General features: G+C 60.3%; 24 protein-coding genes. 13 read left to right on the forward strand and 11 right to left on the reverse strand.

What is annotated here, in order from left to right:
* The first annotated feature begins 135 nt into the window (after nt 1-135).
* The 4 genes from QRN33_RS14500 (at nt 136) to QRN33_RS14515 (ending at nt 4,000) form a co-directional block, all read left to right on the forward strand.
* The gene (locus QRN33_RS14500; RefSeq protein WP_064361638.1) at nt 136-1,149 is read left to right on the forward strand and encodes a sulfate ABC transporter substrate-binding protein; all 1,014 of its coding nucleotides are present in this window, start codon (nt 136-138) and stop codon (nt 1,147-1,149) included.
* Nucleotides 1,150-1,303: 154 nt separating this feature from the next.
* Nucleotides 1,304-2,122 carry a sulfate ABC transporter permease subunit CysT gene (gene cysT / locus QRN33_RS14505; RefSeq protein WP_007952818.1) on the forward strand — a complete coding sequence of 273 codons (819 nt, stop codon included), beginning with the start codon at nt 1,304-1,306 and terminating at the stop codon, nt 2,120-2,122.
* 12 nt (nt 2,123-2,134) lie between these two features.
* Nucleotides 2,135-3,007: a sulfate ABC transporter permease subunit CysW gene (gene cysW / locus QRN33_RS14510; protein WP_064361637.1), complete on the forward strand. Its 873-nt coding sequence runs from the start codon at nt 2,135-2,137 to the stop codon at nt 3,005-3,007.
* A 3-nt stretch (nt 3,008-3,010) separates the two neighbouring features.
* On the forward strand, nt 3,011-4,000 hold the full coding sequence (locus tag QRN33_RS14515) for a sulfate/molybdate ABC transporter ATP-binding protein (RefSeq protein ID WP_064361636.1): 990 nt from the start codon (nt 3,011-3,013) through the stop codon (nt 3,998-4,000).
* 81 nt (nt 4,001-4,081) lie between these two features.
* Here QRN33_RS14515 and QRN33_RS14520 read toward each other — a convergent pair whose 3' ends face one another.
* The gene (locus tag QRN33_RS14520; RefSeq protein WP_285409131.1) at nt 4,082-4,606 is read right to left on the reverse strand and encodes an Mpo1 family 2-hydroxy fatty acid dioxygenase; all 525 of its coding nucleotides are present in this window, start codon (nt 4,604-4,606) and stop codon (nt 4,082-4,084) included.
* Between the two features lie 84 nt (nt 4,607-4,690).
* Between QRN33_RS14520 and QRN33_RS14525 the strand changes: the two genes are divergently transcribed.
* The gene (locus QRN33_RS14525; protein WP_285409132.1) at nt 4,691-5,368 is read left to right on the forward strand and encodes a Crp/Fnr family transcriptional regulator; all 678 of its coding nucleotides are present in this window, start codon (nt 4,691-4,693) and stop codon (nt 5,366-5,368) included.
* 124 nt (nt 5,369-5,492) lie between these two features.
* Here QRN33_RS14525 and uraH read toward each other — a convergent pair whose 3' ends face one another.
* Nucleotides 5,493-5,903 (reverse strand): hydroxyisourate hydrolase, encoded by a 411-nt coding sequence (uraH, locus tag QRN33_RS14530; RefSeq protein WP_042610175.1) that lies wholly within the window; start codon nt 5,901-5,903, stop codon nt 5,493-5,495.
* Nucleotides 5,904-5,914: 11 nt separating this feature from the next.
* Entirely contained in the window at nt 5,915-6,400 is a 486-nt protein-coding gene (locus QRN33_RS14535; RefSeq protein ID WP_065615337.1) for a GlcG/HbpS family heme-binding protein, read from the reverse strand.
* Between the two features lie 136 nt (nt 6,401-6,536).
* Between QRN33_RS14535 and QRN33_RS14540 the strand changes: the two genes are divergently transcribed.
* The 4 genes from QRN33_RS14540 to QRN33_RS14555 all read left to right on the forward strand — a co-directional run bounded on the left by QRN33_RS14540 (nt 6,537) and on the right by QRN33_RS14555 (nt 10,171).
* Nucleotides 6,537-7,217 carry a heavy metal response regulator transcription factor gene (locus tag QRN33_RS14540; protein WP_064361631.1) on the forward strand — a complete coding sequence of 227 codons (681 nt, stop codon included), beginning with the start codon at nt 6,537-6,539 and terminating at the stop codon, nt 7,215-7,217.
* Nucleotides 7,207-8,595, forward strand: coding sequence for a heavy metal sensor histidine kinase (locus QRN33_RS14545; RefSeq protein ID WP_285409134.1), 1,389 nt, complete (start codon nt 7,207-7,209; stop codon nt 8,593-8,595). The genes QRN33_RS14540 and QRN33_RS14545 overlap by 11 nt, the downstream gene beginning before the upstream one ends.
* Before the next feature lie 111 nt (nt 8,596-8,706).
* Nucleotides 8,707-8,955, forward strand: a complete 249-nt coding sequence (locus QRN33_RS14550; RefSeq protein WP_064361629.1) for a helix-turn-helix domain-containing protein — start codon at nt 8,707-8,709, stop codon at nt 8,953-8,955.
* A complete protein-coding gene (locus QRN33_RS14555) occupies nt 8,948-10,171 on the forward strand; it encodes a type II toxin-antitoxin system HipA family toxin (RefSeq protein WP_285409137.1) in 1,224 nt (407 codons plus the stop codon). Before QRN33_RS14550 ends, QRN33_RS14555 begins: the two co-directional genes overlap by 8 nt.
* A 3-nt stretch (nt 10,172-10,174) precedes the next feature.
* Here the strand turns inward: QRN33_RS14555 and QRN33_RS14560 are convergent, their stop codons facing one another.
* Nucleotides 10,175-11,179 (reverse strand): AraC family transcriptional regulator, encoded by a 1,005-nt coding sequence (locus QRN33_RS14560; protein WP_042610181.1) that lies wholly within the window; start codon nt 11,177-11,179, stop codon nt 10,175-10,177.
* 100 nt (nt 11,180-11,279) lie between these two features.
* Here QRN33_RS14560 and QRN33_RS14565 point away from each other — a divergent pair, with 100 nt between their 5' ends.
* A complete protein-coding gene (locus QRN33_RS14565) occupies nt 11,280-12,350 on the forward strand; it encodes a fatty acid desaturase (protein ID WP_285409138.1) in 1,071 nt (356 codons plus the stop codon).
* 177 nt (nt 12,351-12,527) lie between these two features.
* Here the strand turns inward: QRN33_RS14565 and QRN33_RS14570 are convergent, their stop codons facing one another.
* From QRN33_RS14570 to QRN33_RS14580, 3 genes are read right to left on the reverse strand one after another with little or no spacing between them, the layout of a single operon-like run.
* Nucleotides 12,528-14,138 (reverse strand): arylsulfatase, encoded by a 1,611-nt coding sequence (locus tag QRN33_RS14570; RefSeq protein ID WP_285409139.1) that lies wholly within the window; start codon nt 14,136-14,138, stop codon nt 12,528-12,530.
* A 14-nt stretch (nt 14,139-14,152) separates the two neighbouring features.
* Nucleotides 14,153-14,968, reverse strand: coding sequence for an ABC transporter ATP-binding protein (locus QRN33_RS14575; protein WP_064361625.1), 816 nt, complete (start codon nt 14,966-14,968; stop codon nt 14,153-14,155).
* Nucleotides 14,965-16,563, reverse strand: coding sequence for an ABC transporter permease (locus tag QRN33_RS14580; RefSeq protein WP_285409140.1), 1,599 nt, complete (start codon nt 16,561-16,563; stop codon nt 14,965-14,967). Before QRN33_RS14580 ends, QRN33_RS14575 begins: the two co-directional genes overlap by 4 nt.
* Before the next feature lie 381 nt (nt 16,564-16,944).
* Between QRN33_RS14580 and QRN33_RS14585 the strand changes: the two genes are divergently transcribed.
* On the forward strand, nt 16,945-17,958 hold the full coding sequence (locus QRN33_RS14585; protein WP_042610186.1) for an ABC transporter substrate-binding protein: 1,014 nt from the start codon (nt 16,945-16,947) through the stop codon (nt 17,956-17,958).
* Nucleotides 17,959-18,057: 99 nt separating this feature from the next.
* On the opposite strand, the gene QRN33_RS14590 is transcribed toward QRN33_RS14585, so the two are convergent.
* A complete protein-coding gene (locus QRN33_RS14590) occupies nt 18,058-18,978 on the reverse strand; it encodes a LysR family transcriptional regulator (RefSeq protein ID WP_064361622.1) in 921 nt (306 codons plus the stop codon).
* Between the two features lie 182 nt (nt 18,979-19,160).
* On the opposite strand from QRN33_RS14590, the gene QRN33_RS14595 reads away from it, so the two are divergent.
* Nucleotides 19,161-20,069: a TauD/TfdA dioxygenase family protein gene (locus QRN33_RS14595; RefSeq protein ID WP_123419746.1), complete on the forward strand. Its 909-nt coding sequence runs from the start codon at nt 19,161-19,163 to the stop codon at nt 20,067-20,069.
* A 197-nt stretch (nt 20,070-20,266) separates the two neighbouring features.
* On the opposite strand, the gene QRN33_RS14600 is transcribed toward QRN33_RS14595, so the two are convergent.
* Complete coding sequence (locus QRN33_RS14600; RefSeq protein WP_285409144.1) at nt 20,267-21,883, reverse strand: alkaline phosphatase family protein; 1,617 nt, start codon at nt 21,881-21,883, stop codon at nt 20,267-20,269.
* 178 nt (nt 21,884-22,061) lie between these two features.
* On the reverse strand, nt 22,062-23,006 hold the full coding sequence (locus tag QRN33_RS14605) for a LysR family transcriptional regulator (protein WP_042608540.1): 945 nt from the start codon (nt 23,004-23,006) through the stop codon (nt 22,062-22,064).
* 165 nt (nt 23,007-23,171) lie between these two features.
* Here QRN33_RS14605 and QRN33_RS14610 point away from each other — a divergent pair, with 165 nt between their 5' ends.
* Nucleotides 23,172-25,532 (forward strand): TonB-dependent receptor, encoded by a 2,361-nt coding sequence (locus QRN33_RS14610; protein WP_285409147.1) that lies wholly within the window; start codon nt 23,172-23,174, stop codon nt 25,530-25,532.
* Nucleotides 25,533-25,692: 160 nt separating this feature from the next.
* On the opposite strand, the gene QRN33_RS14615 is transcribed toward QRN33_RS14610, so the two are convergent.
* Nucleotides 25,693-26,259: a hypothetical protein gene (locus QRN33_RS14615; protein ID WP_285409149.1), complete on the reverse strand. Its 567-nt coding sequence runs from the start codon at nt 26,257-26,259 to the stop codon at nt 25,693-25,695.
* Nucleotides 26,260-26,403: the final 144 nt, after the last annotated feature.

Raw genomic sequence — 26,403 nt, forward strand, 5'->3', positions numbered from 1 at the left:
AAAAGATCGCAGCCTTCGGCAGCTTCTACAGGGGGCTGTGTGCAGGAGCTGGCGAAGGCGGCGATCTTTCAACGGGACCCGATTCCAGCAATACATAAGAAAAAGCCACCACCAAGAATTCCAGGAGCTTTCACCATGTCGTCGATTCGCCGTTACGCTTTGGCCGCGCTGGCCAGTGCCGTGTTTGCCGGTTCCGCCGTTGCCAAGGATTACGAACTGCTCAACGTGTCGTATGACCCGACGCGCGAGCTGTATCAGGAATACAACGCCGAATTCATCAAGTTCTGGCAGAAGGATCATGCTGGCGACACGGTGAAAATCCAGCAATCCCATGGTGGTTCGGGCAAGCAGGGTCGTGCGGTGATCGACGGTCTGCGTGCTGACGTGGTGACCCTGGCCCTGGCCGGCGACATCGATGAAATCGCCAAGCTCGGCAAGACTCTGCCGGCCGACTGGCAGAAGCGTCTGCCGGAAGCGAGCACGCCGTACACCTCGACCATCGTGTTCCTGGTGCGCAAGGGCAACCCGAAAGGCATCAAGGACTGGGGCGATCTGGTCAAGAATGACGTCTCGGTGATCACGCCGAACCCGAAAACCTCGGGCGGTGCACGCTGGAACTTCCTCGCGGCGTGGGCCTATGGCCTGAAAGCCAACGGCGGGGATGAAGCCAAGGCCAAGGAATACGTACAAACCCTGTTCAAGCACGTGCCGATCCTCGACACCGGCGCCCGTGGTTCGACCATCACCTTCGTCAACAACGGTCAGGGCGACGTGTTGCTGGCCTGGGAGAACGAAGCATTCCTGGCGCTGAAAGAAGATGGCGGCGCCGACAAGTTCGACATCGTCGTACCTTCGCTGTCGATCCTCGCCGAACCGCCAGTGGCCGTGGTCGACAAGAATGCCGAGAAGAAGGGCAACGCGCAGATCGCCGAAGCCTATCTCAAGCACCTGTACAGCCCGGCCGGCCAGGAAATCGCCGCGAAAAACTTCTATCGTCCACGTGACAAGGACGTAGCGGCCAAATATGCCCAGCAGTTCCCGAAACTGGAGCTGGTGACCATCGACAAGGACTTCGGCGGCTGGAAATCCGCGCAGCCGAAATTCTTCAACGACGGTGGCGTGTTCGACCAGATTTATCAGGCGCAGTAATCTCACTCGAAACGAGCCTGAAGTTCAGGCACAAACCATGTGGGAGCGAGCCTGCTCGCGAAGGCGGTCTATCAGCGACAGGGATGTTGACTGATACTCCCTCTTCGCGAGCCGGCTCGCTCCCACATTGATGCGTTTTCAACCAGGGACTTTTATGTCGCGTCGTATCTCCCCCGTCATACCCGGCTTCGGGCTGACGCTGGGTTACACCTTGGTGTACCTCAGCCTGATTGTGCTTATCCCGCTGGCGGCGATGTTCGTCCATGCCGCCCAGCTGACCTGGGATCAGTTCTGGACGATCATTTCCGCACCGCGTGTGCTGGCGGCGTTGAAGCTGAGCTTCGGTACCGCGCTGTGTGCGGCGATCATCAACGGCATCATCGGTACGTTGCTGGCCTGGGTGCTGGTGCGCTACACCTTCCCCGGGCGCAAGGTGATCGACGCGATGATCGATCTGCCGTTCGCCCTGCCCACCGCCGTGGCCGGTATCGCGCTGACGGCGCTGTACACGCCGACCGGTCTGGTCGGCCAGTTCGCCGCCGACCTCGGCTTCAAGATCGCCTACACGCCGCTGGGCATCACCCTTGCCCTGACTTTCGTGACCCTGCCGTTCGTGGTGCGCACGGTGCAGCCGGTGCTGGCCGATATTCCCCGTGAAGTCGAAGAGGCGGCCGCCTGCCTCGGTGCTAAACCATTACAGGTGTTCCGCCACATTCTGCTGCCGGCGCTGTTGCCGGCGTGGTTGACCGGTTTCGCTCTGGCGTTCGCTCGGGGTGTCGGCGAGTACGGTTCGGTGATCTTCATCGCCGGCAACATGCCGATGAAAACCGAAATCCTGCCGCTGCTGATCATGGTCAAACTCGACCAGTACGATTACACCGGCGCCACCTCCATCGGCGTGCTGATGCTCGTGGTTTCCTTCGTCCTGTTGCTGCTGATCAACTTGCTGCAGCGGCGCATCGAAACCCCATAAGGAGGCGCGAACATGTCCCAATCGTCTATTGCGGCCGCGTCCTCGGCCAACGCTGCGCGGCGTGGCAGTGCGACCTCGCGCAGAATCCTGATCGGTCTTGGCTGGCTGATCTTTTTCCTGTTTCTGCTGCTGCCGCTGTTCATCGTTGTATCGCAGGGTTTGAAGAATGGCCTTGGCGCGTTCTTCACCGCGATTTTTGAACCGGACGCGCTGTCGGCGCTGAAACTTACGGTGATCGCCGTGCTGATCTCGGTGCCGCTGAACCTGGTGTTCGGCGTCAGTGCGGCGTGGTGCGTGAGCAAATACTCGTTCCGTGGCAAGAGCATGCTGGTCACGCTGATCGACCTGCCGTTCTCGGTGTCGCCGGTGATCGCCGGTCTGGTCTACGTGCTGATGTTCGGTGCGCAAGGCCTGTTCGGGCCGTGGCTGCAGGATCACGACATCCAGATCGTCTTCGCCTTGCCGGGCATTGTCCTGGCGACGATTTTCGTCACCGTGCCGTTCGTGGCTCGTGAACTGATCCCGCTGATGCAGGAGCAAGGCACCCAGGAAGAGGAGGCCGCGCGCCTGCTCGGTGCCAATGGCTGGCAGATGTTCTGGCACGTCACCGTACCCAACATCAAGTGGGGTCTGATTTATGGCGTGGTGCTGTGTACTGCGCGAGCCATGGGTGAGTTTGGTGCGGTGTCGGTGGTTTCCGGGCACATTCGCGGGGTGACCAACACCTTGCCGCTGCACGTCGAGATCCTCTACAACGAATACAACCACGTGGCCGCGTTCGCCGTGGCGAGCCTGTTGCTGATCCTGGCGCTCTTCATCCTGCTGCTCAAGCAGTGGAGCGAAAACCGTATCAACCGCCTGCGCGCCAGCGCCGCGGAGGAATAATTCATGTCGATCGAAGTGCGTAACGTCAGCAAGAATTTCAATGCGTTCAAAGCGCTGGACAACATCAGCCTGGATATCCAGAGCGGCGAGCTGGTCGCGCTGCTGGGCCCTTCGGGCTGCGGCAAAACCACCTTGCTGCGCATTATTGCCGGTCTGGAAACCCCGGATCAGGGCAACATCGTCTTTCACGGCGAAGACGTTTCCGGCCACGATGTGCGGGATCGCAACGTCGGTTTCGTGTTCCAGCATTACGCCTTGTTCCGCCACATGACGGTGTTCGACAACGTCGCGTTTGGCCTGCGCATGAAGCCGAAAAACCAGCGCCCGAGCGAAAGCCAGATCGCGGCCAAGGTCCACGAACTGCTGAACATGGTGCAACTGGACTGGCTGTCGGATCGTTATCCGGAGCAATTGTCCGGTGGTCAGCGTCAGCGTATCGCCCTGGCCCGTGCCTTGGCGGTCGAGCCGAAAGTATTGCTGCTCGACGAGCCGTTCGGCGCCCTCGACGCCAAGGTGCGCAAGGAACTGCGGCGCTGGCTGGCGCGGCTGCACGAAGACATCAACCTGACTTCGGTGTTCGTGACCCACGACCAGGAAGAAGCAATGGAAGTCGCCGACCGTATCGTGGTGATGAACAAGGGCGTGATCGAGCAGATCGGCTCACCGGGCGACGTCTACGAAAACCCGGCCAGTGATTTCGTCTATCACTTCCTTGGCGACTCGAACCGCTTGCTGCTCAGCGACGACAACCACGTGCTGTTTCGCCCGCACGAAGTGTCGTTGTCCAGGCATGAGCTGGAAGATCACCATGCCGCTGAAGTGCGCGATATCCGCCCACTGGGTGCGACGACGCGGGTGACGCTGAAGGTCGAAGGGCAGACTGATCTGATCGAAGCCGAGGTGGTGAAAGACCACGACAGCCTGATCGGCCTGGCCAAGGGTGAAACCTTGTTCTTCAAACCGAAGGTCTGGCAGAAAGTCGCTAACCTCTAAAAGCAAAAGCTTCGCGAGCAGGCTCGCTCCCACAATTGGAATGCGTTTTTCTGTGGGAGCGAGCCTGCTCGCGAAAGCGGTCTAAACAGCCGCACGATTCGGATTGACCCGCACCACCCCCGCCCGCAACTCGATCTCTTGTTTCAATTCCTGCCGCAGCCCGAGCAAAAACGCCAGTTCCGCGACGACAAACAACGGCCCGACAATCAGCCCGCTGATGTCATCGACAAACGCCGGTTTGCGCCCTTCATAGTGATGCCCGACAAACTGGATCGCCCAGCCGATCACGAACATCGCCAGGCCGCTGCTCAGCCAGACCAGGGTGCTTTGCTGCGCCAGTGCATGTCCGACCCACACCGACAGGCCCATCAGCAGCGTCATCAACGCACCGAGCTGCAACTCCAGACGCAGGTAAAACCACGCCGACGCCAGCGCCACGACAACGGCGGGAGATACCCACAACCCGCCCAGCGACCACTCCGGCCGAGACAGCAGAACCGCGACCGCCACTACGATCAGCGGTATGCCGATAAAGTGGCTGACGATGTTGCGCGGGTCGCGGTGGTAGGCGGCGTATTGACTGAGGTGGTCGACGAGGCTTTTCATTGTTGTTCCTCCAGTGGGGTTGAATGCATCATCCCTCGGGATCGGCGCTCGCTCTGTCGGGCAGGCGACACTCCAGGAGTGGTTATGCAAATTCGTGCACGGTTGCTCAACGGCCAGTGGTTCAGTCATCTGCCGCTGTCCTTTCAGGATAGTCTGCTGGCGTTGGCCCGAGAGCGGCGGCTGACCGCGGGGCAGCGGCTGTTCCAGCGCGGCGATGCGCCGTGCGGTCTGTACGCGGTGCTCGATGGCGCGGTGCGCATCGGCGCAGTCAGCGAGCAGGGCAAGGAGGCGTTGTTGAGTCTGGTGGAGGCGCCGCACTGGTTCGGCGAAATCTGTCTGTTTGACGGCCAGCCACGCACCCATGATGCCTATGCCGTCGGGGCATGCACCTTGCTGAATATTCCGCAGGCGGCGCTGCTCAAACTGCTCGACGACCAGCCGCAGTATTGGCGGCATCTGGCGCTGCTGATGAGCCACAAGTTGCGCCTGGCCTTCATCAATCTTGAACAACTGAGCCTGCTGCCGGCCCCGGCGCGCTTGGCTCATCGCTTGTTGATGATCGCCGAAGGCTACGGCGAACTCGACGCACCACGCCGGACGCTGCAACTGCCGCAGGAGCAGTTGGCAGCGATGCTGTCGCTGTCTCGGCAGACTACCAATCAGATCCTCAAGGACTTGCAGGGGCAGGGGATTATTGATCTGGCTTACGGCGAGATCGAAATCCTCGATAGCGCGCGATTGCGGGCCTTGGCCACGATTTGAGATTTCACACCGAACCATTGTAGGAGTGAGCCTGCTCGCGATAGCGGTATGTCAGTCACACATGAATCAACTGACAGATTGCTATCGCGAGCAGGCTCACTCCTACAGGGGATCTACGTTTGGATTACGAACCGCGATAGGTCGAGAAACCGTACGGGCTCAGCAGCAGCGGGATGTGGTAGTGCTGATCGGTCTGCTTGACCTGGAAGATCACCGGAATTTCCGGGAAGAACGTCTCGTGCTTGATCTTCTGGTAGTACTCGCCGGTCTTGAACACCACGCGGTATTCACCGGCCTCGAATGGCTGTTTGGCCGGGAACAGTTCGGCGATCCGCCCTTGCTCGTTGGTGGTGCCTTGGGCCAGTGGCTGCCAGTTTTCGCCGACGTGTTTTTCCAGGGTGACGTTGATGCCCGGTGATGGCAGGCCGTTTTCCAGGTTGAGCACGTGCACGCTCAGCGGGTTGCCGGCGGCCAGCGCCAGGCTGGAAACAGCGCTCAGGCCGAGGGCGGCGAGGGTCATGCGCAGGGTGGTCATGGTGGATCTCCTTAGTGGGAACGGGTGATGGTCAGGCCGGCTTTGTCGGCGGCGGCGAGGGCGCAGTTTTCGTCTTGCTCACCGCCGCCGGAACCGGCCACGCCCATGGCGCCGACCAGTTCGCTGCCGGCGAACAGCGGAATGCCGCCGCCGAGCAAGAGCAATTCGTCGAGGGTGTTGAGGTTGGCGGTTTCCGCGTTGCTGCGGGCGCGCTCGGCGAAGAGCCGCGTCGGGGTCTTGGTCGACAGCGCGGTGTAGGCCTTGCGCTGACTGGCGGCGGTGTTATGCGGGCCGACGCCGTCACCACGCAGCGTCACCAACAGGTTGCCGCCACGGTCGAGCACCGACACCGTGCCGGTGCAGCTGCTCATCGCCTTGTCGGCCAGCCAGCGTGCGGTTTTCAGATCGAGGTCGGCGTGGCGCGGCAGTTCCGGTGTGGCGCTCGCGGCGCCGCTGAGGCCGAGGATCAGGCTGGCGACAAGGTATTTGACGGTCATGGGCAGGCTCCGAATGGGGATGTCTGCACCTTAACCGGCGCACTTCGTCAGAACCCCGTCAGGCGGATTACAAGTTTGTAATGGGCAACGACGCCGAACACGCCTAGCCTGTGTGCCTGATCAATCGAGGTGTGCCATGCGTTTGCTGGTCGTAGAAGATGAAGCCAAAACCGCCAATTTCCTCGCCAAGGGCCTGGGCGAGTCGGGTTTTGCCGTAGATGTGGCGCTCAATGGTCTCGACGGCCGCTATTTTATCGAGCAGCAGGCATATGACCTGATCATCCTCGACGTGATGCTGCCCGGTCTCAACGGCTGGCAATTGCTGCAACTGATCCGCCAGCGCGGCGCCACACCGGTGCTGTTTCTCACCGCCAAGGACGCCATCGAAGACCGCGTCCGTGGGCTGGAGCTGGGTGCCGATGATTACCTGCTCAAACCCTTCGCCTTCGCCGAATTGCTCGCGCGGGTGCGCACGCTGCTGCGACGCGGGCCGATGCGCGAAGCCGAGTCGTACAACATCGCTGATCTGGAGATCGACGTGTTGCGCCGCCGGGTCAGTCGCGGCGGCCAACGCATTGCCCTGACCAACAAAGAGTTTGCCTTGCTGCAGTTGCTCGCCAGCCGCCAGGGCGAAGTGCTTTCGCGCACGCTGATCGCATCGCAGGTGTGGAACCTGAATTTCGACAGCGACACCAACATGGTCGAAGTCGCAGTCCGACGCTTGCGCGCCAAGGTCGACGACCCGTACATGCCGAAACTTATCCACACCGTGCGTGGCGTCGGTTATCAGCTGGAAGCGCCGGACGATGTGGAGTAGATCGATCGCCTGGCGTCTGGCGCTGGCCTTCGCCGTGGTCTGCGCGCTGGTGCTCAGCGCAATCGGCGTTTTTCTCTACCGCTCGCTGGCCTCCGAATTGGCTTTCCGTGACGACATGGCCTTGCTTGGACGCCTGGAACAAGTGCGCGCCTTGCTCGCTGACAGCGACAGCCTCGACGCTTTGCAGGCACGGCCACGGCTGTACCAGAACATGCTCGGCAATCTCGACAGCCTGCTGCTGGTGCGCCGCGCCGACGGCTCCAGCGTGATCGCGATCAACCCGCGTCAGCGCGAATTGCCAGCGCTCAATGCATTAGCGCGAGAACAACTGCCGCAACGCCGCGACGTGCTCACCTGGCAGGCCAGCGACGGTGCCGAACTGGCATTGCTCTCCGGTCAGGCCCAAGGCCCCAACGGTGAAACCCTGACGGTGATCGCCGGCAAAGTGCTCAGCGAGCGCGAGCAGATGCTCGGCAGTTATCGCCTGCGCCTGTATCTGGCTGTCGGCCTCGGCGCATTGCTCGCCTTTGCGCTGGGCCTGTTGTTGCTGCGTCGGGGGCTGCAACCGTTGCATCAGTTGAGCGAAGCGGTGCGCAACATCGATCTGCGCAGCCTCGATCGACGCCTGCCGACCGAGGGCACGCCGACCGAACTGCGCGAGCCGGTGCACGCGCTCAACGCCATGCTGGCGCGGCTGGACGACAGTGTGCAGCGTCTGTCGCAGTTCTCTGCCGACCTCGCCCACGAAATCCGCACGCCGTTGCACACCTTGCTGGCCAGCAACGGCCAGGCTCTGAACCATCCGCGCAGCACGGCGGAATATCAGGACGTGCTGGCCTCGAACATGGAAGAGTTCGAACGGCTCAAGCGCATGGCCGAGAACCTGATGTTTCTCGCCCGCGCCGAACAGGCCGAACGCGCGCTCAACCTGCAAACACTGGACTTGCGCAGCGTCGGCGACGAGCTCTGCGATTACTTCGAAGCCCTGGCCGATGACCGCGACCTCCAACTGCAAAACCGCATGCACGGCGAATTGCCCGCCGACCAGCAACTGCTGCAACGCGCCCTCGGCAACCTGTTGGCCAACGCTGTGCGTCACGCCGACCCCGGCACCCTGATCAGCCTTCGCCGCCGCGATGAACCGGGTATGTGCTGGCTGCAAGTACACAACTACGGCCCGATCATCCCGCCTGAGCATCTGGGCAAACTGTTCGATCGCTTTTATCGCGTCGACCCTTCGCGAGCCGAACCGGGGGATTCGGGCGGGTTGGGGCTGGCGATAGTGCAGTCGATCATGCAGTTGCATGGCGGGCAGGTGCGGGTGAGTAGTGATGTGGCGGGGACGGTGTTTGAGTTGGGGTTTGAGGAGCGGTGTTAAGACGTAAGCGATGGCTGACGATGTACGCTAAGCTCATTTAATTGCATTGTTGATGATGCAATTAAATTTTTTTGGTGGATTTGCATTGTAAACAATGCATTTGGGGCGGTGATGGAAAAAATTGGCGAGTTGATCAGAAGCTTGCGTAAGGCTGAAAAGCTGTCCCAGCAAGCTTTGGCGCAGCAATACGGCATGAGCCGCGCAACAATCTCGGGGATTGAAAACAACACAATCTCGGAAATCGGTCTGCGTAAAGTCGAAGCGATTCTTAACGGATTCGGCTACGAATTGGCCGCAATCCCCCGCGCCTCTCGACGGCCGACACTCGACACGCTGCGCAAGGTGAACTTCCATGGCTGAGGCATTGGACCGCTTGCAGGTCTGCGTCGGCGGCCATGAGGTTGGAAGATTGGGGCGCGGGCACGCAGATGTCGACAGCGTGTTCAGCTATCGGGACGATGCGATTGATGAAAATGCCGTTTCGCTGACCATGCCGACACGCCTGGAAAGTTATGGTTGTGAACGCGGCATTCATCCGATATTCGAGATGAATCTTCCTGAAGGTGCGTTGCGCGATGAGTTGGTCCGGCGTTTCAGCAAAGCCGTGCGCGGCTTCGATGACTTCGCTTTACTAAGTATCGTCGGCCCGCATCAACTCGGGCGTCTTTCGATCGCGAGCGCATCGACAACTGATCGTCCACCTGAAACCTCGCTCGCTGAGTTGTTGGTTCATGACGGTGCGCAAGGTTTGTTCGAGGATCTTTTGCAGACTTACGGGCAGTATTCCGGGGTTTCAGGCGTGCAGCCCAAAGTATTGGTGCGTGACAGTGCCGCTGCAATAGACCGACTGACGCACCGAGGCACGACTCATCTGGTCAAAGCCTTCCGTGCCGAAGAGTATCCCGAGCTGGCAACCAACGAATATTTCTGCCTGCGCGCTGCGCAACTTTGTGGCCTCGACGTGCCGCACTTCGAACTCAGCGAGCATGGCAAATTTCTCGTCATCGAGCGTTTTGACTTGAGCGACACCGGATACCTCGGTTTCGAAGACTTTTGCGTGCTCAACGGCTGGCCGTCGAAGGCCAAATACGATGGCTCTTACGAAGGAGTCGCACGGCAGATCAAGGCGTTTGTTTCGCCCTCATTACTCAAGCACGCACTGGAAGCTTTCTTCAAGATTGTCGCTTTATCGGCGGCATTGAAAAACGGCGATGCCCACCTGAAAAACTTTGGCGTGCTCTATGAGGATTGTGGCGAGCGCGCATTGGTCAGGCTGGCTCCGGCGTACGACATCATCACCACGTCGGTGTACATCAAGAGCGATAGTATGGCACTGCTGTTGGGCGGTTCGAAGGCGTGGCCCAAGCATAAAATGCTTACCAAGTTTGGTCGTACGGCCTGCAATCTAAGTGAAGCGCGTTGCAACCAGTTACTGCAAATGGTCGCGCAGGGTGTACAGCAAGCGCTGGGCGAAATGGCGGAGTACAGCGCAAATCATCCTGCCTTCGCAGAGGTGGGCGCTGCAATGATCGAACAATGGTCGGCCGGTCTGGCGCGCAGCCTGCGCAACAGTTGAAACTCAGCGCAACTGATCCCGAAACTGCCCCGGCGTCATCCCCGTCCAGCGCTTGAACGCGCGGCTGAAGCTGCTGGTGTCGGCGAAGCCCAGCAGATAGCTGACTTCACTCAACGAACACTGTGGATCGCGCAGGTGCAACAGCGCGAGGTTTTCACGGCTTTCGTTGAGCAGGGTGTCGAAGCGACACCCTTCGTCGGCAAGATGCCGTTGCAGGCTGCGCAGGCTCAGGTGCAAGGCCTGGGCGATGCGTTCGGCGCTCGGTTCGCCTTCGGGCAATTGTTCTTCAATGGCATCGCGCACTTTGCGTTCCCAGGTCAGCGGTTTGAGCTGGGCGAGGGTGCGTTTGAGTACGGCTTCGTTGTGTTCGGCCAGTTCCGGGTTGGCGTCATCGAGGTGGCTGTCGAAGTCGGAGAGGGCGAACTCCAGGCGGTCTTCGGCGGCGGAAAAATACACTGGCGCGCGGAGGACTTTGTGCCATTGCTGGGCGTCGTGTGGTTCCGGGCGGCGCAAATACACCGCCAGCGGTGCATAGTCACGGCCGAGACGATTGCGGCAGGTGCGCACGTAGATCGCCGCGAAGGCGTCGATGGCTTCGAAGGCCGGGGCCGGGTTGCCTGAGGGGATTTTCAGGCGGAATTGATAGCGGTCTTCGCGGCGGCTCAGTTCCAGCTCCAGCGCATCGCTGACCACCGGGTGATAACGCACGATGCGCTCGAACACCTCGCGCAAACTGCCGCTGGCCACCAGTGCATAACCGAGCGCGTGGAACGTGGTCGGGCTGACGAAGCGCGACACGCGCAAGCCCAGCGCCGGATCGCCGCTGGCCTCAACCGCGAGTGCCCACAAACGCGTGGTGCCGGACAGCGGATAACGCGCGTTAGGGTCGTCCATCAGCGTCGGGTCGAGCCCGGCCTGCTGGCACAGGGCGAGGCTGTCCAGACCCAGCGCGTCGAGTTGCTTGCGCAGGGCACGGGTCCAGCTGGCGAGGGAGGTCGGTTCCTTCATGCTGATTGGCGCGTCCGGTCAACAGGTTGGCGTTCTTGGCTAGCGCGGTTCAAGCCCCGGCGAGGCACGATGCACACATCTTAGACCGGAGGATGGAAGCATGGACGGTACTTCTGCAAGCCCTGAACGACTGAATGCGGCGCAGCGCTCGGCGCATATTCGCCAGGTAGTGCTGGCCAAAGGTGTGGAATTGCGTGAGCGCTACCCGATTCTCCAGCATCAGGATGCTCTGGGCGCGGGGATTCTGGCGTTCGCGCTGGCCGGGATGATTGGATCAGCGGCGCTGTACATCACCGGCCATATGGCCTGGTGGGTGTGCCTGTTGCTCAATGGGTTTTTCGCCTCGCTGACCCATGAGCTTGAGCACGACCTGATCCACAGCATGTATTTCCGCAAGCAGCGCGTGCCGCACAACCTGATGATGGGCCTGGTCTGGCTGGCGCGGCCGAGCACGATCAACCCGTGGATCCGCCGTCATCTGCACCTCAACCACCACAAGGTGTCCGGCACCGAAGCCGACATGGAAGAGCGTGCGATCACCAACGGCGAGCCGTGGGGTTTTGCGCGGCTGTTGATGGTGGGCGACAACCTCATGTCGGCGTTCATCCGTCTGCTGCGGGCCAAAACCTGGGCGCACAGGCTGAGCATCGGCAAACGCGTGCTCAAGGTCTACGCACCGTTGGCGCTGCTGCACTGGGGCGCGTGGTATGTGTTTCTCGGCTTTCATGCGGCGAACGGCATCGCCTATTGGCTGGGCTCGCCAATCGAGTGGTCGGCCACCACGCTTTCGGTAATGCAGGTGATCGATATTGCCGCCGTGGTGATCATCGGCCCGAACGTGCTGCGCACTTTTTGCCTGCATTTCATCAGCTCGAACATGCATTACTACGGTGACGTCGAACCGGGCAATGTGCTGCAGCAATGTCAGGTGCTGAACCCGTGGTGGCTGTGGCCGTTGCAGGCGTTTTGCTTCAACTTCGGCAGCAGTCACGGGATTCATCATTTCGTGGTGAAGGAGCCGTTTTACATTCGCCAGATGACGGTGCCGGTGGCGCATAAGGTAATGCGCGAGATGGGCGTGCGTTTCAATGATTTCGGCACGTTTGGCCGGGCGAACCGGTTTGTGCGCAGGGACGAAGAGGTGGTGTCCGGGGAAGTGGTGGAGGCCTGACAGATGCCCCTCACCCTAACCCTCTCCCGGGGCGAGAGGGGACTGATCGAGGTGTTTAGGCTTGATACATCGACCTGAAATTCCGTGCCGAACTCAGGTTTGAAAAGCATGAAGATCTGCTCCCTTTCCCCCTCTCCCTCTGGGAGAGGGCTGGGGTGAGGGGCTCTTGATCTTGCTTCAATCCGGCTGAAACGGCGAAGCACTGAGGATCACCCCGGTCTCCTCGACATACCGCTGCCAATGCCCGATCAGGTCAGTGAGTTTCTGCGGCTGACTCAATGCCAGGTCATGAATCTCCCCCGGATCGCTCGCCAGATCATAGAGCTGCCAGGTCGCCGGCCCCACCGGCCCGGGGATCCACACCGCTTTCCACGACCCTTGGCGAATTGCCCGGCGTCCGAACAATTCCCAACCCGTCACGGTGTGTTCGTCATGCACCTGCGTGGTCTCGCCGGACAAAAAGCCCAGCCACGATTTACCGCGCAGTGGCGCCACGGCTTTGCCTTTCCACTGTTTGCCCGGATGCCGCACGCCAGCCAGATCGAGGATGGTCGGGGTGATGTCCATCACCGTGCCGAAACCATGGCTGATCTGCCCTTTGAGCGGCAGTTGCGGATAGTGCAGCAGCGCCGGCACGCGGATCCCGCCCTCGGTGGTAAACGCTTTGAACAACCGCGACGGCGCGGTCGCCACCTGTGCCCAGTTCGGCCCGTACCAGACGTAGGAATTGGCCCGGCCGATGTTGTCGAGGCTGTTGTCGTAATGCTGGTTCAGGTAGGTCATCAACTCCGGACCGAACTTGGGGAACGCTTCCAGCAGCGCGCCTTCTGCACCGTTATCGGACATGAACAGGATAAAGGTGTTATCGAGTTGGCCTTGCTGGCGCAAATAATCGACCACACGGCCGATGTTCCAGTCCATGCGCTCGACCATCGCCGCGTAGACCTCCATCGCTCGTGCGGATATCTGCTTTTGCTCGTCGCTCAAGGCGTCCCACTGTGCGCTGAGTTGAATCAGCGGATGCGGCTCGACGTCAGCCTCGATCAGGCCCAGCGCCTTGAGTTTTTCCAGGCGTTCGAGTCGTAGCACTTCCGGGCCGGCATCGTAGCGGCCACGGTATTTCTCAACGATCTCGGCGGGCGCCTGCAACGGCCAGTGCGGTGCGGAGAACGGCAGATAGGCGAAGAACGGCCGGGTCTGATCGCGTTCCTTGAGGTACTGCAGCAACTTGTCGCCGAAGGCATCGGAGGAATAGAAATCCTTCGGCAACTCGTCGAGAAACTGATCGTCTTCGATGTACAGCGCCGGGGTGGATTTCAGCAGCCCGGGGGTTTGCTCATCGTAGGTCGGCTCGAACCCATAGTGGTTGGCGGCGCCCGGCAACAGCGAAAATGATCGCTCGAAGCCGCGCGCATGGGGCGCCAGTTCGGCCTTCAGACCCAGATGCCATTTGCCGCTCATCAAGGTCTGATACCCGGCCTCGCGCAGCAGCTCGGGCAAGGCGACGACGCGGTCATTGAGGTAGCCCTCGTAGCCGGGTTTGCCGATCAGTTCCGGAGTCAACGCTTCGGCCATGGTGCCGATGCCGGCGATGTGGTGATCGGTGCCGGTCAGCAGCATCGAACGCGTCGGCGAGCAGGTCGGCGCAGTGTGAAAATCAGTCAGGCGCAGGCCGTTGTCGGCCAGTGCATCGAGGTTCGGCGTAGCGATTTCGCCGCCGAACGCACCGATATCGGAAAAGCCCAGATCGTCGGCCAGAATCACCAGAAAGTTGGGACGTTGCGGCATCGCGAAACTCCTGTTCAGCAGGCAATGAACGTCAGCGGCAGATCGCGGATCTGCACCGGTGCGCTCGGTTGGTAGTGGTCATCACTGGTCAATTCGTGCAGCAGTTCTTCGCGCAACTGATGGAAGTCGTAACCGCTGCGCTGGCGCGGGTGCGGCAAGGCGATGTCGACCACTTGCTTGATCCGCCCCGGACGCGGCTCCATCACCACCACGCGGTCGGCGAGAAAGATTGCTTCCTCGACATCGTGGGTCACCAGAATCGTGGTGATCCTTGCCCGTTCGCGGATCGCCAGCAGCTCGTCCTGCATTTGCTGACGGGTCAGCGCATCGAGGGCACCGAAAGGTTCGTCGAGCAGCAGGATGCGTGGGCTGGCGACGAGGCCGCGGGCAATCGCCACGCGCTGGGCCATGCCGCCAGAAAGCTGATGCGGATAGGCCTCGGTGAAATCGCTGAGGCCGACCAGCTCGATGAAATCCTTGATGCGCTGTTGTTTCTGCGCCCCGCTCAGCGGTTCGTTGACCAGGCCCAGGCCGATGTTGTCGGCGACCGTCAGCCATGGGAACAGGCGATGTTCCTGAAAGACGATGCCGCGCTCGCCGCCGATGCCGCTGACGGCTTTGCCGTCGACGCTGATCTGGCCGCGAAACTCGGTGTCGAGGCCGACCAGCAAACGCAACAGGGTGGATTTGCCACAGCCGCTGGAACCGACAATGGCGACAAATTCGCCCTCGGCGATGTCCAGGTTGAATTCACGGATCGCCTCCAGTTCGAAACCGTTGACGGCGAAGGATTTGCCTACGTGGTTGAAGCTGACAATCGGTGCGTTCATGCGTGTCTCCAGCGGGTCGCGCGAATTTCCAGGCGTTGGCCGATCAGGTTGAGCAGGGCGCCAGTAAGGCCGACCAGCAGCATGCCGGCCATGATCAGGTCCATGCGCAGCAGCTGTTGCGCGCCGATCATCTGGCTGCCAATGCCGCCATTGGACGGCATGAAATATTCGGCGCCGATGGTGCCCAGCCAGGCGTAGATCAGGCTCAGTCGCAGCCCGGCGAAAATCCCCGGTGCAGCGCCCGGCAGCACCAGTCGGCGCAGCCGCTGGCCGAGGTTCAGGCGCAGCACTTGCGCGGCTTCGTTGAGTTGCGGCGACAGGTTGGCGACGCTGCGCTGGGTGGCGATGAACAGCGGGAAGAATGCAGCGAGGGCGACGAATACCCACTTGGCCAGTTCGCCCAAGCCGAACCACGCGGTGAGCAGCGGCACCCAGGCGAAAATCGCGATCTGCCGCAGTGCGGCGAATGTCGGGCCGAGCAGACGTTCACTGAGACGCGACAGGCCGAGCAGCAAGCCCAGGGCGAAACCGAGTCCGCCACCGATCAGCAAACCGCCGAGGGTGCGGCTCAGGCTCAGCGCCATGCCGTTGACCAGCGTGCCGTCGAGCAGTCCGTTCCATGCCGTGCTCAGCACAGCCGCAGGGCTGACCAGAATGCTCGCGTCGACCCACTGTTGATCATTGGCCAGTTGCCACAGCGCCAGCAACCCCAGCGGCAGCAGCCACGGTTGCAGGCGTTGCCAGCCTTGATAGCGTGGGCCGCGAGTGATGTGTGCGGTGGCCGGGTGTGGCCAGTGCACCAGTTTGCGGTCGAGCAGACCGATGCCGCGATCCATGGCCACGCCGATCAGACCGATGATCACGATGCACACGAACACGATGTCGAGCATGAACAGCTGCCGCGCCCAGACCATCAGATAGCCGATGCCTTCACTGGAGGCCAGCAGCTCGACGGCCAGCAACGAGGTCCAGCCGGCGGCGAGTGCCAGGCGCACACCGGCCATGAATGCCGGCAGCGCCGCTGGGAGCACCAGACGCCGAATCAGCAGAAGTGGCGGCAAGCGCAACACGGCGGCGGCTTCGCGCAGTTTCGGTTGCGCATCGCGAACGCCGACCAGCGTGTGCAGGGTTACCGGCACGACGATGGCTTTGATCAACACCACCAGTTTCAGCACTTCGCCGATGCCGAAAAACACCATGAACAGCGGAATCCATGCCAGCGTCGGCACCTGCGCCAACCCGGCGAAAGTCGGGAAGATCAGTCGCTCCAGACGTCGGCTGAAACCCAGTGCGGCGCCGAGCACCGCGCCGGCCGAAACGCCTGCCAGCAAGCCCCAGAACAACCGTTGCAGGCTGATCCACAAATGGCTCCACAACTCGCCTTGCGCCAGTTCCACGGCACTGCTCCACACCAGCGACGGCGCCGGCAGGATCTGCTCGCTCATCCACTGGTTGCGCGCGGCCAGCCACCACAGGACGAACAGGCTGACGGGCAACAGCCAGGGCAGCAGACGTTGATGCAGACTGGGCCAGGAGCGGCGGTTTTTCAGTGGCGGCGCGGCCAGCGGCAGGCTGAGCAGGGATTGACGGGCCATGGGTGACCTCCGTTGTCGGGTTGCATCAAGATCGGGTCAAGACCAGAAGATCGCAGCCTTCGGCAGCTCCTGCATGGATCGCATTCCCCTGTAGGAGCTGCCGAAGGCTGCGATCTTTAGCGGTATTAGCCACACTAAAATAGTTATAAGCCAACGAGAAAAATATCAATTTGGAGATAAGCGAAGCCATTTAAGGCTTACAGCCCGTACGCATCCAATGCATTCGAAGAATATTTTCGATGCTGTTGATGCATATCGCGCTGCAAGCCGCATTCGCTCTCGCTTAGCTCATATAGATATAAAAATGTGCATTTATAGTATTTAAGTGAAGGTGCGCATTCAGCCTACTTTCGGCTCCTCAGCGATCAAGGAGCCGCATCCATGAACCTTCCGTTCAAACGTCTCATCAGTCTGTTGGCCGCCCCGGCGCTTGCAGGCTTTCTCACGCTCAGCGCCCAGGCCGAGGAGCTCAAGGAAATCCGCATCGCCGTGCCTGATCTCAGTGCCGGTACGCAGCACAGCGGTGGCGGCGTAGTCGATGTGCTGCGCGATCAACAGATCTTCGAAAAGGCTTTCGCCGAGCAGGGCATCAAGATTCAGTGGAGTTTCTTCAAGGGCGCCGGGCCGGTGATCAATGAGGCATTTGCCAACGGTCAGGTCGATCTGGCCTATCTCGGCGATCTCGCCGCGATCATCGGCAAGTCCAATGGTCTGGACACGCGCCTGCTTAGTGCTACGGCGCGTGGGGTCAAGCAATACCTCGGCGTGGTGCCCGGCTCGGGGATCAAGACCCTGCAGGATCTCAAGGGCAAGCGCGTGGCGATCTTCCGCGGTACGGCGACGCAGCTGTCGTTCGATGCGGCGCTGGCCAGTCAGGGGCTGAGCGAGAAGGACGTGAAGGTCATCAATCTGGATTTCAACGCCGCGGTCTCGGCACTCGCGGCCAGGCAGATCGATGCATCGTGGGGCAGCTCCGCCCTGAGTGCCTTGCAAGCCAAAGGCCTGGCGGAATTGCCGCTGAACACCAAGGACCTTGGCGGCGCTGGCAGCGTTCAGGCGGTCCTGCTCGGCAACGGCAAGTTTGTCGACGCACATCCTGAAGTCATCGCGAAACTGCTCAAGGCGCAGCAGCAGGCGGTCGAGTGGCTGACTCAGGACAGCAACAAGGACGCCTATGTGCAACTGGTATCGGGGCTGGCGAGTTATCCGCCGGTGATCCTTACTCAGGATCTGAAAGATCAGAATCTGAGCGAAATTTTCCCATCGACCCTGGATCCGGTGTTTCTCAGTGGCCTGCAGGACAAGGTCGACCTGGCGGCGCAGCAGAGGCTGATCCGCAAGCCGTTCAAGGTCAGTGATTGGGTGGCGCCTGAGCTCTCAGCCGCCAAGCTTTAGATCTCCAGCGTCTTCGCTGACTCTTCGCGAGCAGGCTCGCTCCCACATTTGGATATGTGCACAGTTCCAGTGTGGGAGCGAGCCTGCTCGCGAAGGGTTTCAGACAGCGACGCTGACATCCTGCCGATCCACCGCCACCAGCGTCTCGATCATCGCCCTGGCCGCCGGCGACAACCGGAACCCGGTACGGCTGACGATGCCGCAACGTGCGTTCATGCTTTCGAGGTTCTGCGGCAGGTTGCGCCAGTGCAGCAGTACCAGCGCCCCCTTGGCGACATCTTCGACAAACGCCTCCTCCGTGCCGACACCGATTGCATTGGATTGCAGCACCACTTTCACCAGCGCCGGGAAATGTTCGGTCTCGATGGTCGGCGAGAAATCGATGCGTCCGCTGAGGTTCGCCAGCAGCTTGCGAATGCCCGGTGGAATCAGCGTGGCGGCCAGCGGGTAGTCGAACATGTCGTTGGTCGACAGACTTTCCTTGGCCAGCAACGGATGTCCCGGGCGGCAGAAAAATACGCCGCGCTTGGGTGTCAGCGGTTGGGTCTGGAAATTCGGATCGGACTCGAAATGGCGAATGTCGGCGATGAAGAATTCGATCTCTTCGCGGCTCAGCGCACGGCTGAGCTTTTCCCAGTTATCCACCTGAAAACAGGTGCGCACTTTCGGGTGCGCATTGATGAATTGCGCCACCGCGTCCGGCACCAGTTTCACCGCCGGCGCCGGGCCGCAGCCGAAGTGCACTTCGCCGGCGTCGAGCTTGGTCATCTGCGTCACTTCAGCGCTGAGCAATGCCGCCCCCTGCACCAGGCTCAGGGCGTGTTGCAGCACTACCTGGCCCTCCGGGGTCGGACGCAGATCCTTGTTGCCGCGATCCACCAGCACGCAGCCGAACTCTTGCTCCAGCCCCTGAATGCTGCGGCTGAACGCCGGTTGAGTGATGCCCATGGCGTCTGCCGCGCGGACAAAACTGCGGTGTTCGTTGAGGGCGATGAAGTAGCGCAACTGGCGAAGATCCATATGCTTTTCCGGCATCCTAAAAATAGCTCGAAGGCATTTGCGACGAGGGTTGCTTGAGGTTTTAAATGCAAGCTCTTATTCCGTCAACGAAGCATGTGAATATCTATTAGATGTAAATGGAATATAGATAGAGCGTTGTTTCGCTGCCGGCAAAATCGCAAACCGTCGATGAGGGTCGTCCCATGAGCAATGCCGCACTCGCCGTAAAGTCCGTTTCTCACGCGTTGGAAATTCACCCCGTAGCCGGGCGTATCGGTGCGGAAATCCGCGGCGTGCACCTGTCCGGGGAGCTGGATGCCGCCACCGTCGAAGCAATCCAGCAGGCGCTGGTTGACTACAAAGTGCTGTTTTTCCGCGAACAGACTCAGCTCGACGATCAGCGTCAGGAAGCCTTCGCTCATCTGCTCGGCGAGCCGGTAGCGCACCCCACCGTGCCGGTACGCGAGGGCACTCGATATCTGCTTGAGCTGGACGGCGCCGAAGGTCAGCGCGCCAATTCCTGGCACACCGACGTGACGTTCGTCGACGCCTACCCGAAAGCCTCGATCCTGCGCTCGGTGGTCGCCCCGGCATACGGCGGCGATACGCTGTGGGCCAACACCGCAACGGCATACAGCGGCTTGCCGATCGAGCTGCGTGAACTGGCCGACAAGCTCACCGCCGTGCACAGCAATGAATACGACTATGCCGGGGCGAAGCCGGACGTCTCTGCGGAAAAACTGGAGCGCTATCGCAAAGTCTTCACCTCGACCGTTTACGAGACCGAGCATCCGGTGGTGCGAGTGCATCCGATCAGCGGCGAAAAGAGCCTGCTGCTGGGGCATTTCGTCAAACGCATCAAAGGCTATTCGCAGGCAGATTCGGCGCACCTGTTCGGCTTGTTGCAAAGCCATGTGATCCGCCAGGAAAACACCGTGCGCTGGCGCTGGCAGGCCGGTGATGTGGCGATCTGGGACAACCGCTCGACGCAGCATTACGCGATTGATGATTACGGCACCCAGGATCGCGTGGTGCGCCGGGTGACGCTCAAGGGCGAGGTGCCGGTGGGGGTGAATGGGCAGCGCAGCCAGACCATCAAAGGGCGTGACTGAAGATCAAAAGCCCCTCACCCCAGCCCTCTCCCGGAGGGAGAGGGAGCCGACCGAGTTGTCTTGCGTTGTACGTCGACCTGAAAGACCGAGCCGATTATTGATTCGGTACATGACTTTCATGTCGATGCAGCTTCTGAATATCCCCCAATCAGTCCCCTCTCCCTTTGGGAGAGGGTTAGGGTGAGGGGCTCTTGATGCTACCAAACCCCAATCTGCACCAGTTTCTCGGTCTCCGGCTCTCCATAACGAAACCGCTGCCCGCGCAAGTCGATCTCCTGATGGCTGATGGTCGTACGCCGCTTCAGGCCGCGCACCCACTCAAACAGATACCCCGCATGCTCCTCGCGCACCGCCGCGTACGCCGGGTCATCCCCCAGATCACGCAGTTCCTGCGGGTCATTCAACAGATCAAACAGCTGCGCTCGAAAGCCGTCGTACGCCATGTATTTCCAGCGCTCGCTGCGCACCATGGTCATGCGGCAACGGTCGATCGGTTGGTCCAGTCGTTCCCGCGCCGGTGCCTGAAAGGCGTAGTCGTACTCGCTGATCGCATAGCGGCGCCAATCGGGATTTTCTCCGTGCAGCAGCGGGATCAATGAGCGTCCTTCCAGCCGATGTTCCGCGCCCGGTAATCCCAGCGCTTGAAGAAATGTCGGCAACCCATCGATGGTTTCCGCCAAGCGAACATCGACAGTGCCACGGGTGACATCCGCCGCCGGCCGAGGGTCACGCACGATCAGTGGCACGCCCACCGCCTGCTCGAGCAGAAACTCCTTCTCGCCCAGCCAATGATCGCCAAGGAAGTCGCCGTGATCGCTGGTGAACACGATCAACGTGTCATCCCAGCGCCCGTTGCTCTGCAGAAAATCGAACAGCCGCCCCAACTGATCGTCCACCTGCTTGATCAAGCCCATGTAGGTGGGGATTACATTCAATCGTACTGAGTCGCGGGAAAAGTTGAGGCTTTCCTCATGTTGGCGAAAGGCAGCATATACGGGGTGTTTGCTGGCTTCAGAGGGCGATGCGCGGACCGGTTCGAGAATCGATTTCGTACTGTACAGCGCGTGGTATGGCGCTGGTACGATGTAGGGCCAGTGCGGTTTGATGTACGAGAGGTGTAAACACCAGGATTTCTCGCCTTGCTCAGCGATGAAGTCGATGGCGCGATTGGTAGTGTAGACAGTCTCGGAGTGTTGCTCGGGAATTCGTGCTGGCAAATTCGCATGACGCATTTTCCAGCCACTGAGGATTTCACCGTTCTCGCCTTCGGCGGCGTTCGCCCAGTCGTGCCAGGGATTGCGGCCGTCGAAGCCGTGTTCGCGCAGATAGTGGGTGTAGGGCGCGGATTCGCGCTTGTCGTCGAATAAAGGATCGTCGGGGTAGATGCCGTCGTGGCGCAGGTACGGTTCGAAGCCGACCTCATTGAGCAACTCGGCTTGCGCGCTTTGCGGATTGATCGCCAGGCGCTGCAAGGCATCGACATTGGCCGTGGCGTGGGTCTTGCCGACCAGTGCAGTGCGAATGCCGTGAGGCCGCAGGTAATCGCCGATCGTCAGTTCATCCAGCGGCAATGGCACCGCATTCCATGCCACTTGATGACTGCTGACATAGCGCCCGGTATAGGCCGACATCCGCGACGGGCCGCAGATCGTGCCCTGGGTGTAGGCACGGCTGAAACGCACGCCTTCGGCAGCGAGACGATCGATGTTCGGCGTGTGCAGATGCGGGTGGCCGTAGCAGGACAGGTAATCGCGGCGCAGTTGATCGCACATGATGTACAGCACGTTGCGCACGGGGTTGGGCGGGGTGGGCATGGAGTTCACCGGTCAGTGGGACAGGTGAGGGTTTTCGCCGTCGCTGGGGGTGTTCGGCAAGTGCATTTGGGGAATGGGGTTTATGCAGGGATTGCATCAGCCTCTTCGCGAGCAGGCTCGCTCGCACATTTGAAATGCGTAACTCCTGTGGGAGCGAGCCTGCTCGCGAAGGGGCTGCTCAGACAGCAAAATTCTCCAGCGAACACACCTCATCATCCACCGCATCGATCGCCTTGATCTGCTCGATCATCGCTTCGGCCAACGGTGACAATCGATACCCGGCGCGGCTGACAATCCCATAGCGGGTATACAGCTCCTCCAGATCATCGGCGAGACCTTCGATCTTCAGACAGACCAGCTCACCCTTGGCCAGATGCAGCGCATCGGAGTACGCCCCGACAATCCCGATCGCCTCCGATCGCAGCACCACGCTCAACAGACTCGAGCCGTTTTCGCATTCCACATTCGGGGTGAAATCCGGACGACCGCTGAGGTCGACGATGACCTTGCGCAGATTCGGCGGGCGGATGCTCACCGCCAGTGGATAACTCAGCAACTGCTCGGCGGTGATCCGTTCAAACGCCGTCAATGGATGCCCGGCGCGGCAGCAGAAATGCCATTTGCGCGCGCGCAAGCGGTGGGTCTGGTAGTCCGGATCCGCCTCGAACTGCCGGGTGTCGGCGACGAAGAACTCGAACTCCTCGCTGAGCAGGCGTTTGCTCAGGCTTTGCCAGTCATCGACCTGAAACTGCACCCGTGCTTTCGGGTAGCGGCCGATGAAGGCGCCGATCGCGCGAGGGATCAATCCGGCCGCCGGCGCCGGCCCGCAACCAAAGCGCAATTCCCCTGCTTCGAGGCCGTTGAACTGGCTGATCTCGTTGGCCATCTGCTGCGCACCGCTGACCAGCCGCCGCGCATGTTCGAGCAGGACCTGGCCTTGTTTGGTCGGCGGCAATTCCTTGCGCCCACGGTCGACCAACTGGCAGCCGACGCTGTGTTCCAGCGCCTGAATGCTACGGCTGAATGCCGACTGCGACAGGTTCACCGCCTGCGCGCCAGCGACGAAGCTGCGTTGTTCAGCCAGGGCAATGAAGTGACGAAGTTGGCGCAAGTCGATATGCATTTTTCACATAAAAAATATCCGGGAAATGCATTGGATATGCATTAGGTCGACTCCTTATAAAGGCAATCTCTTATGCAGTAAATATTTGTAAATCCATAAATAAATAACTGAAAAGAATATGCAGTACTGAAGATGTCTGTGTGTTTTTTGACCAGGAGCCGCGCCATGAGTCCGTTGAACCTCGCGTCACCCCCATCACCACGACGGCTCAAACGCTTGCCTTTGGCGCTGTTGCTGGCCGGCAGCGCCAGTTGGACTCATGGTTATGCCGCCGAATCGGAAGCCCCGGCGCCGGTCCCGGCACTCAAAGCGGCGGCCAGCGGTTCGCAGCTGGAAACGGTGACCGTCACCACCCGCCGCCGCGAAGAAAGCTCGCAAGATGTGCCAACGCCGATGAGCGTGGTCAGCGGGCAGAATCTGGAGACGCAGCGGGTCTACCGTATTCAGGATTTGCAGCAACTGGTGCCCAGCGTCAACGTCGCCTACATGCATGCGCGCCAGTCCAGCGTGTCGATCCGCGGTCTGGGCAACAACCCGGCCAGTGATGGCCTGGAAGGCAGCGTTGGTCTGTACATCGACAACGTCTATCTGGGCCGTCCGGGGATGGCTGTGTTCGATCTGATGGACATCGAGCAGCTCGAAGTTCTGCGCGGGCCGCAGGGCACGCTGTTCGGCAAGAACACCACCGCCGGGGTCATCAACATCAGCACCCGCGCGCCTTCATTCACGCCTGAGCGCAGCATCGAGACCTCGGTCGGCGAGGACGGTTATTTCCAGACCAAGGGCACCATTTCCGGGCCGCTCAATGATCAGTTGGCCGGGCGCTTTTCTGCTTACCGCACGCGCAGTGACGGCGACATCAAGAACGAATACGACGGCCACGACCTTAACGGCGGCTCGCGCGAAGGCTTTCGCGCCCAGCTGTTGTTCAAGCCCAATGAAGATTTCAATCTGCGCTGGATCGGCGATTACAACGAAGAAGATTCCAGCGCCGGTACCCGCGTGCTGTACAACACCGGGCCAACGATCAACGGCGTAAATCTGTATGAATCGCGGGCCAGCGCGGCCGGAGCGACGCTGATCAACGGTCGGCACCGCAAGGTCAATCTCGACAACGACCAACACGTCACCGTGCATCAGGGCGGCACTTCGGTGGAAGCCAACTGGACGTTGCCGAGCGACTTCACCCTGACTTCGGTCAGCTCGTACCGCTTCTGGAATTTCACCCCGCGCAACGACGACGGCCTCAATGTGCCGGCCAGTTACAACGCTGGCGTGTCGGTCGAAGACAAGCAGTACTCGCAAGAATTTCGCCTGGCCTCGCCCAAGGGCGAGTTCTTCGATTACGTGGTCGGTGCCTACTATTTCGGCTCGGATCTGGACAACAAATCCTTCGCCTATTACGGCCCGCAGGCTGACATTTGGAACGGCACCCCGGCCGGCGCCCTGGCCAATGTCACCAGCGTCGGCAAGGGCCATATCAAGACCGACAGTTTCGCCCTGTTTGCCCAAGGCACCTGGCACCTGAGCGAGCGCCTGGATTTCACCGCCGGGGTGCGTGGCACCTACGAAGAGAAAAACGCCTCGGTCAGCCGCAATGCGCCGCTCGGCGGTGTAGCCGTGGCGGGCGCGGCAGCCACTGCGCGCCGCGGGCGTGCCGGCGCCTACGATTCCGGAGACTTGAATCAGTACAGCTCCAGCCCCTCCGGACTGCTCAACCTGAGCTATCGCATCACCGATGATGTGCTCGGTTACGCCACGCTGTCCCACGGCGAGAAATCCGGCGGGGTCAACCTCGCGGTCGGCTCTGCGCCGACCGCTGGCGCCGACTCGCTATTGATCGGCACCGAGCGCGCGAACAACGCCGAACTCGGTTTCAAAAGCACGCTGTGGGATCACCGCCTGCAACTCAACGCCAACGTGTTCTGGACTCAGGTCAACGCCTACCAGACCAACGCCTATGACGCCGCCAACCGCGTGCAATACCTGACCAACGCCGGCTCGGTACGCTCGCGCGGCATCGAGTTCGAAAGCACCGTGGTGCCGCTACGTGGCCTGACGCTGAATTTCAACGGCTCGTACAACGACGTCAGCTACCTCTCCTACAAAGATGCACCGTGCCCGCCGGAAGTCAGCCAGGCCCCGGGTGCACCGGCCTCCTGCGATCTCAGCGGCCATCAAGTGGTCGGCGCGTCGAAATGGATCGGCAACGCCAACGGCGAATACAAATGGAATCTGGATAACGGCTTCGAGCCCTACGTTACTGGCAGCTATGCGTTCCGCTCCAAAGCGGTGGGCACGGTCGAGGATTCCGACTACGGGCAGATCCCCAGTTACGCGGTGGTCAACCTCTCCACCGGCCTGCGCGGCGATTTCAATCAGGGCCAGTGGGACGTCTCGCTGTGGCTGAAAAACGCCTTCGACAAAACCTATTACACGACCCTGTGGACCGGCGGCAACGGCGGCTATGAAGGCCTGCTCGGCACGCCACGGACCCTCGGCGTTACCGGTCGCTACGACTTCTGACGAACGCATCTGATGACAAGCTATCCAGTTTTGTCATCAGATGTGAGCCTATGAAGTTTTATCCAGCTTCAACCCACAACCTCACCGATACCCCTCGTTCAAGTGGCTTTAACGGCATGACAATAGTTATGACCAACAATTCCTGTGGCTAAATAAAGGGCTATTTCAGAACGCGCAAACAGTATTGAACTGCGCATTTCTGCTGTTCGATCTGAATAACAGGCATGATTCCTTTTAGGAAAAAACCGGAACTGTCCATGTTGCTGAAAATCTCTCTCTGGCCTGACGGGATCTCTGTCCAGACCCCTGACGTGGTCTTCTGAACGACAATCGGCGAACCACCATCATTAGTGACTTCAAAATCGGGTGTCGAGGTAACTTTGTTTTCCGTTTTACCGGTTTTCTCAGTGGCGGAGGGGGCGGAGTCTGAAAAAACGACGTAGAGCTTTTCAGGCTCGGTTTTCATTGAGACTGACACATATCCAGGTGAAGGCGGGTTCTGGGGAGGGTTGAATAAACCTCCCGCTGTTGGAAGTGCGTTAACACTATAGCTCTCTCCTGGGGCTATCGACGTCTCAGGCTGTCCGTACACTCGAGCATAAACTGTTCCCGACCTGAAGCCGTTTTTGAACTCAGTGCTTAGATACGGCGTTTTATACCTTTCTTCTGCCTGAACTGTAAGCGGTAATAAGGCGGCAAGCGCAATACACAAAATTCCAGTTTTCATGACGATCTCCGTAGATTTATGGCCGCTTTGATTTGATAACAAAGCCAAGGAGCTCACTACTGTCAGAAATTACAGGATTTTAAGATCTACAAGATTCCTTCGTAATAAAAAAGCGCGTTTTCGCCGATCTTGGTTATTGATGCC

Origin of the sequence: Pseudomonas sp. FR229a, assembly GCF_030209115.1 — a bacterium.
GTDB classification, from domain to species: Bacteria; Pseudomonadota; Gammaproteobacteria; order Pseudomonadales; family Pseudomonadaceae; genus Aquipseudomonas; species Aquipseudomonas moraviensis_A.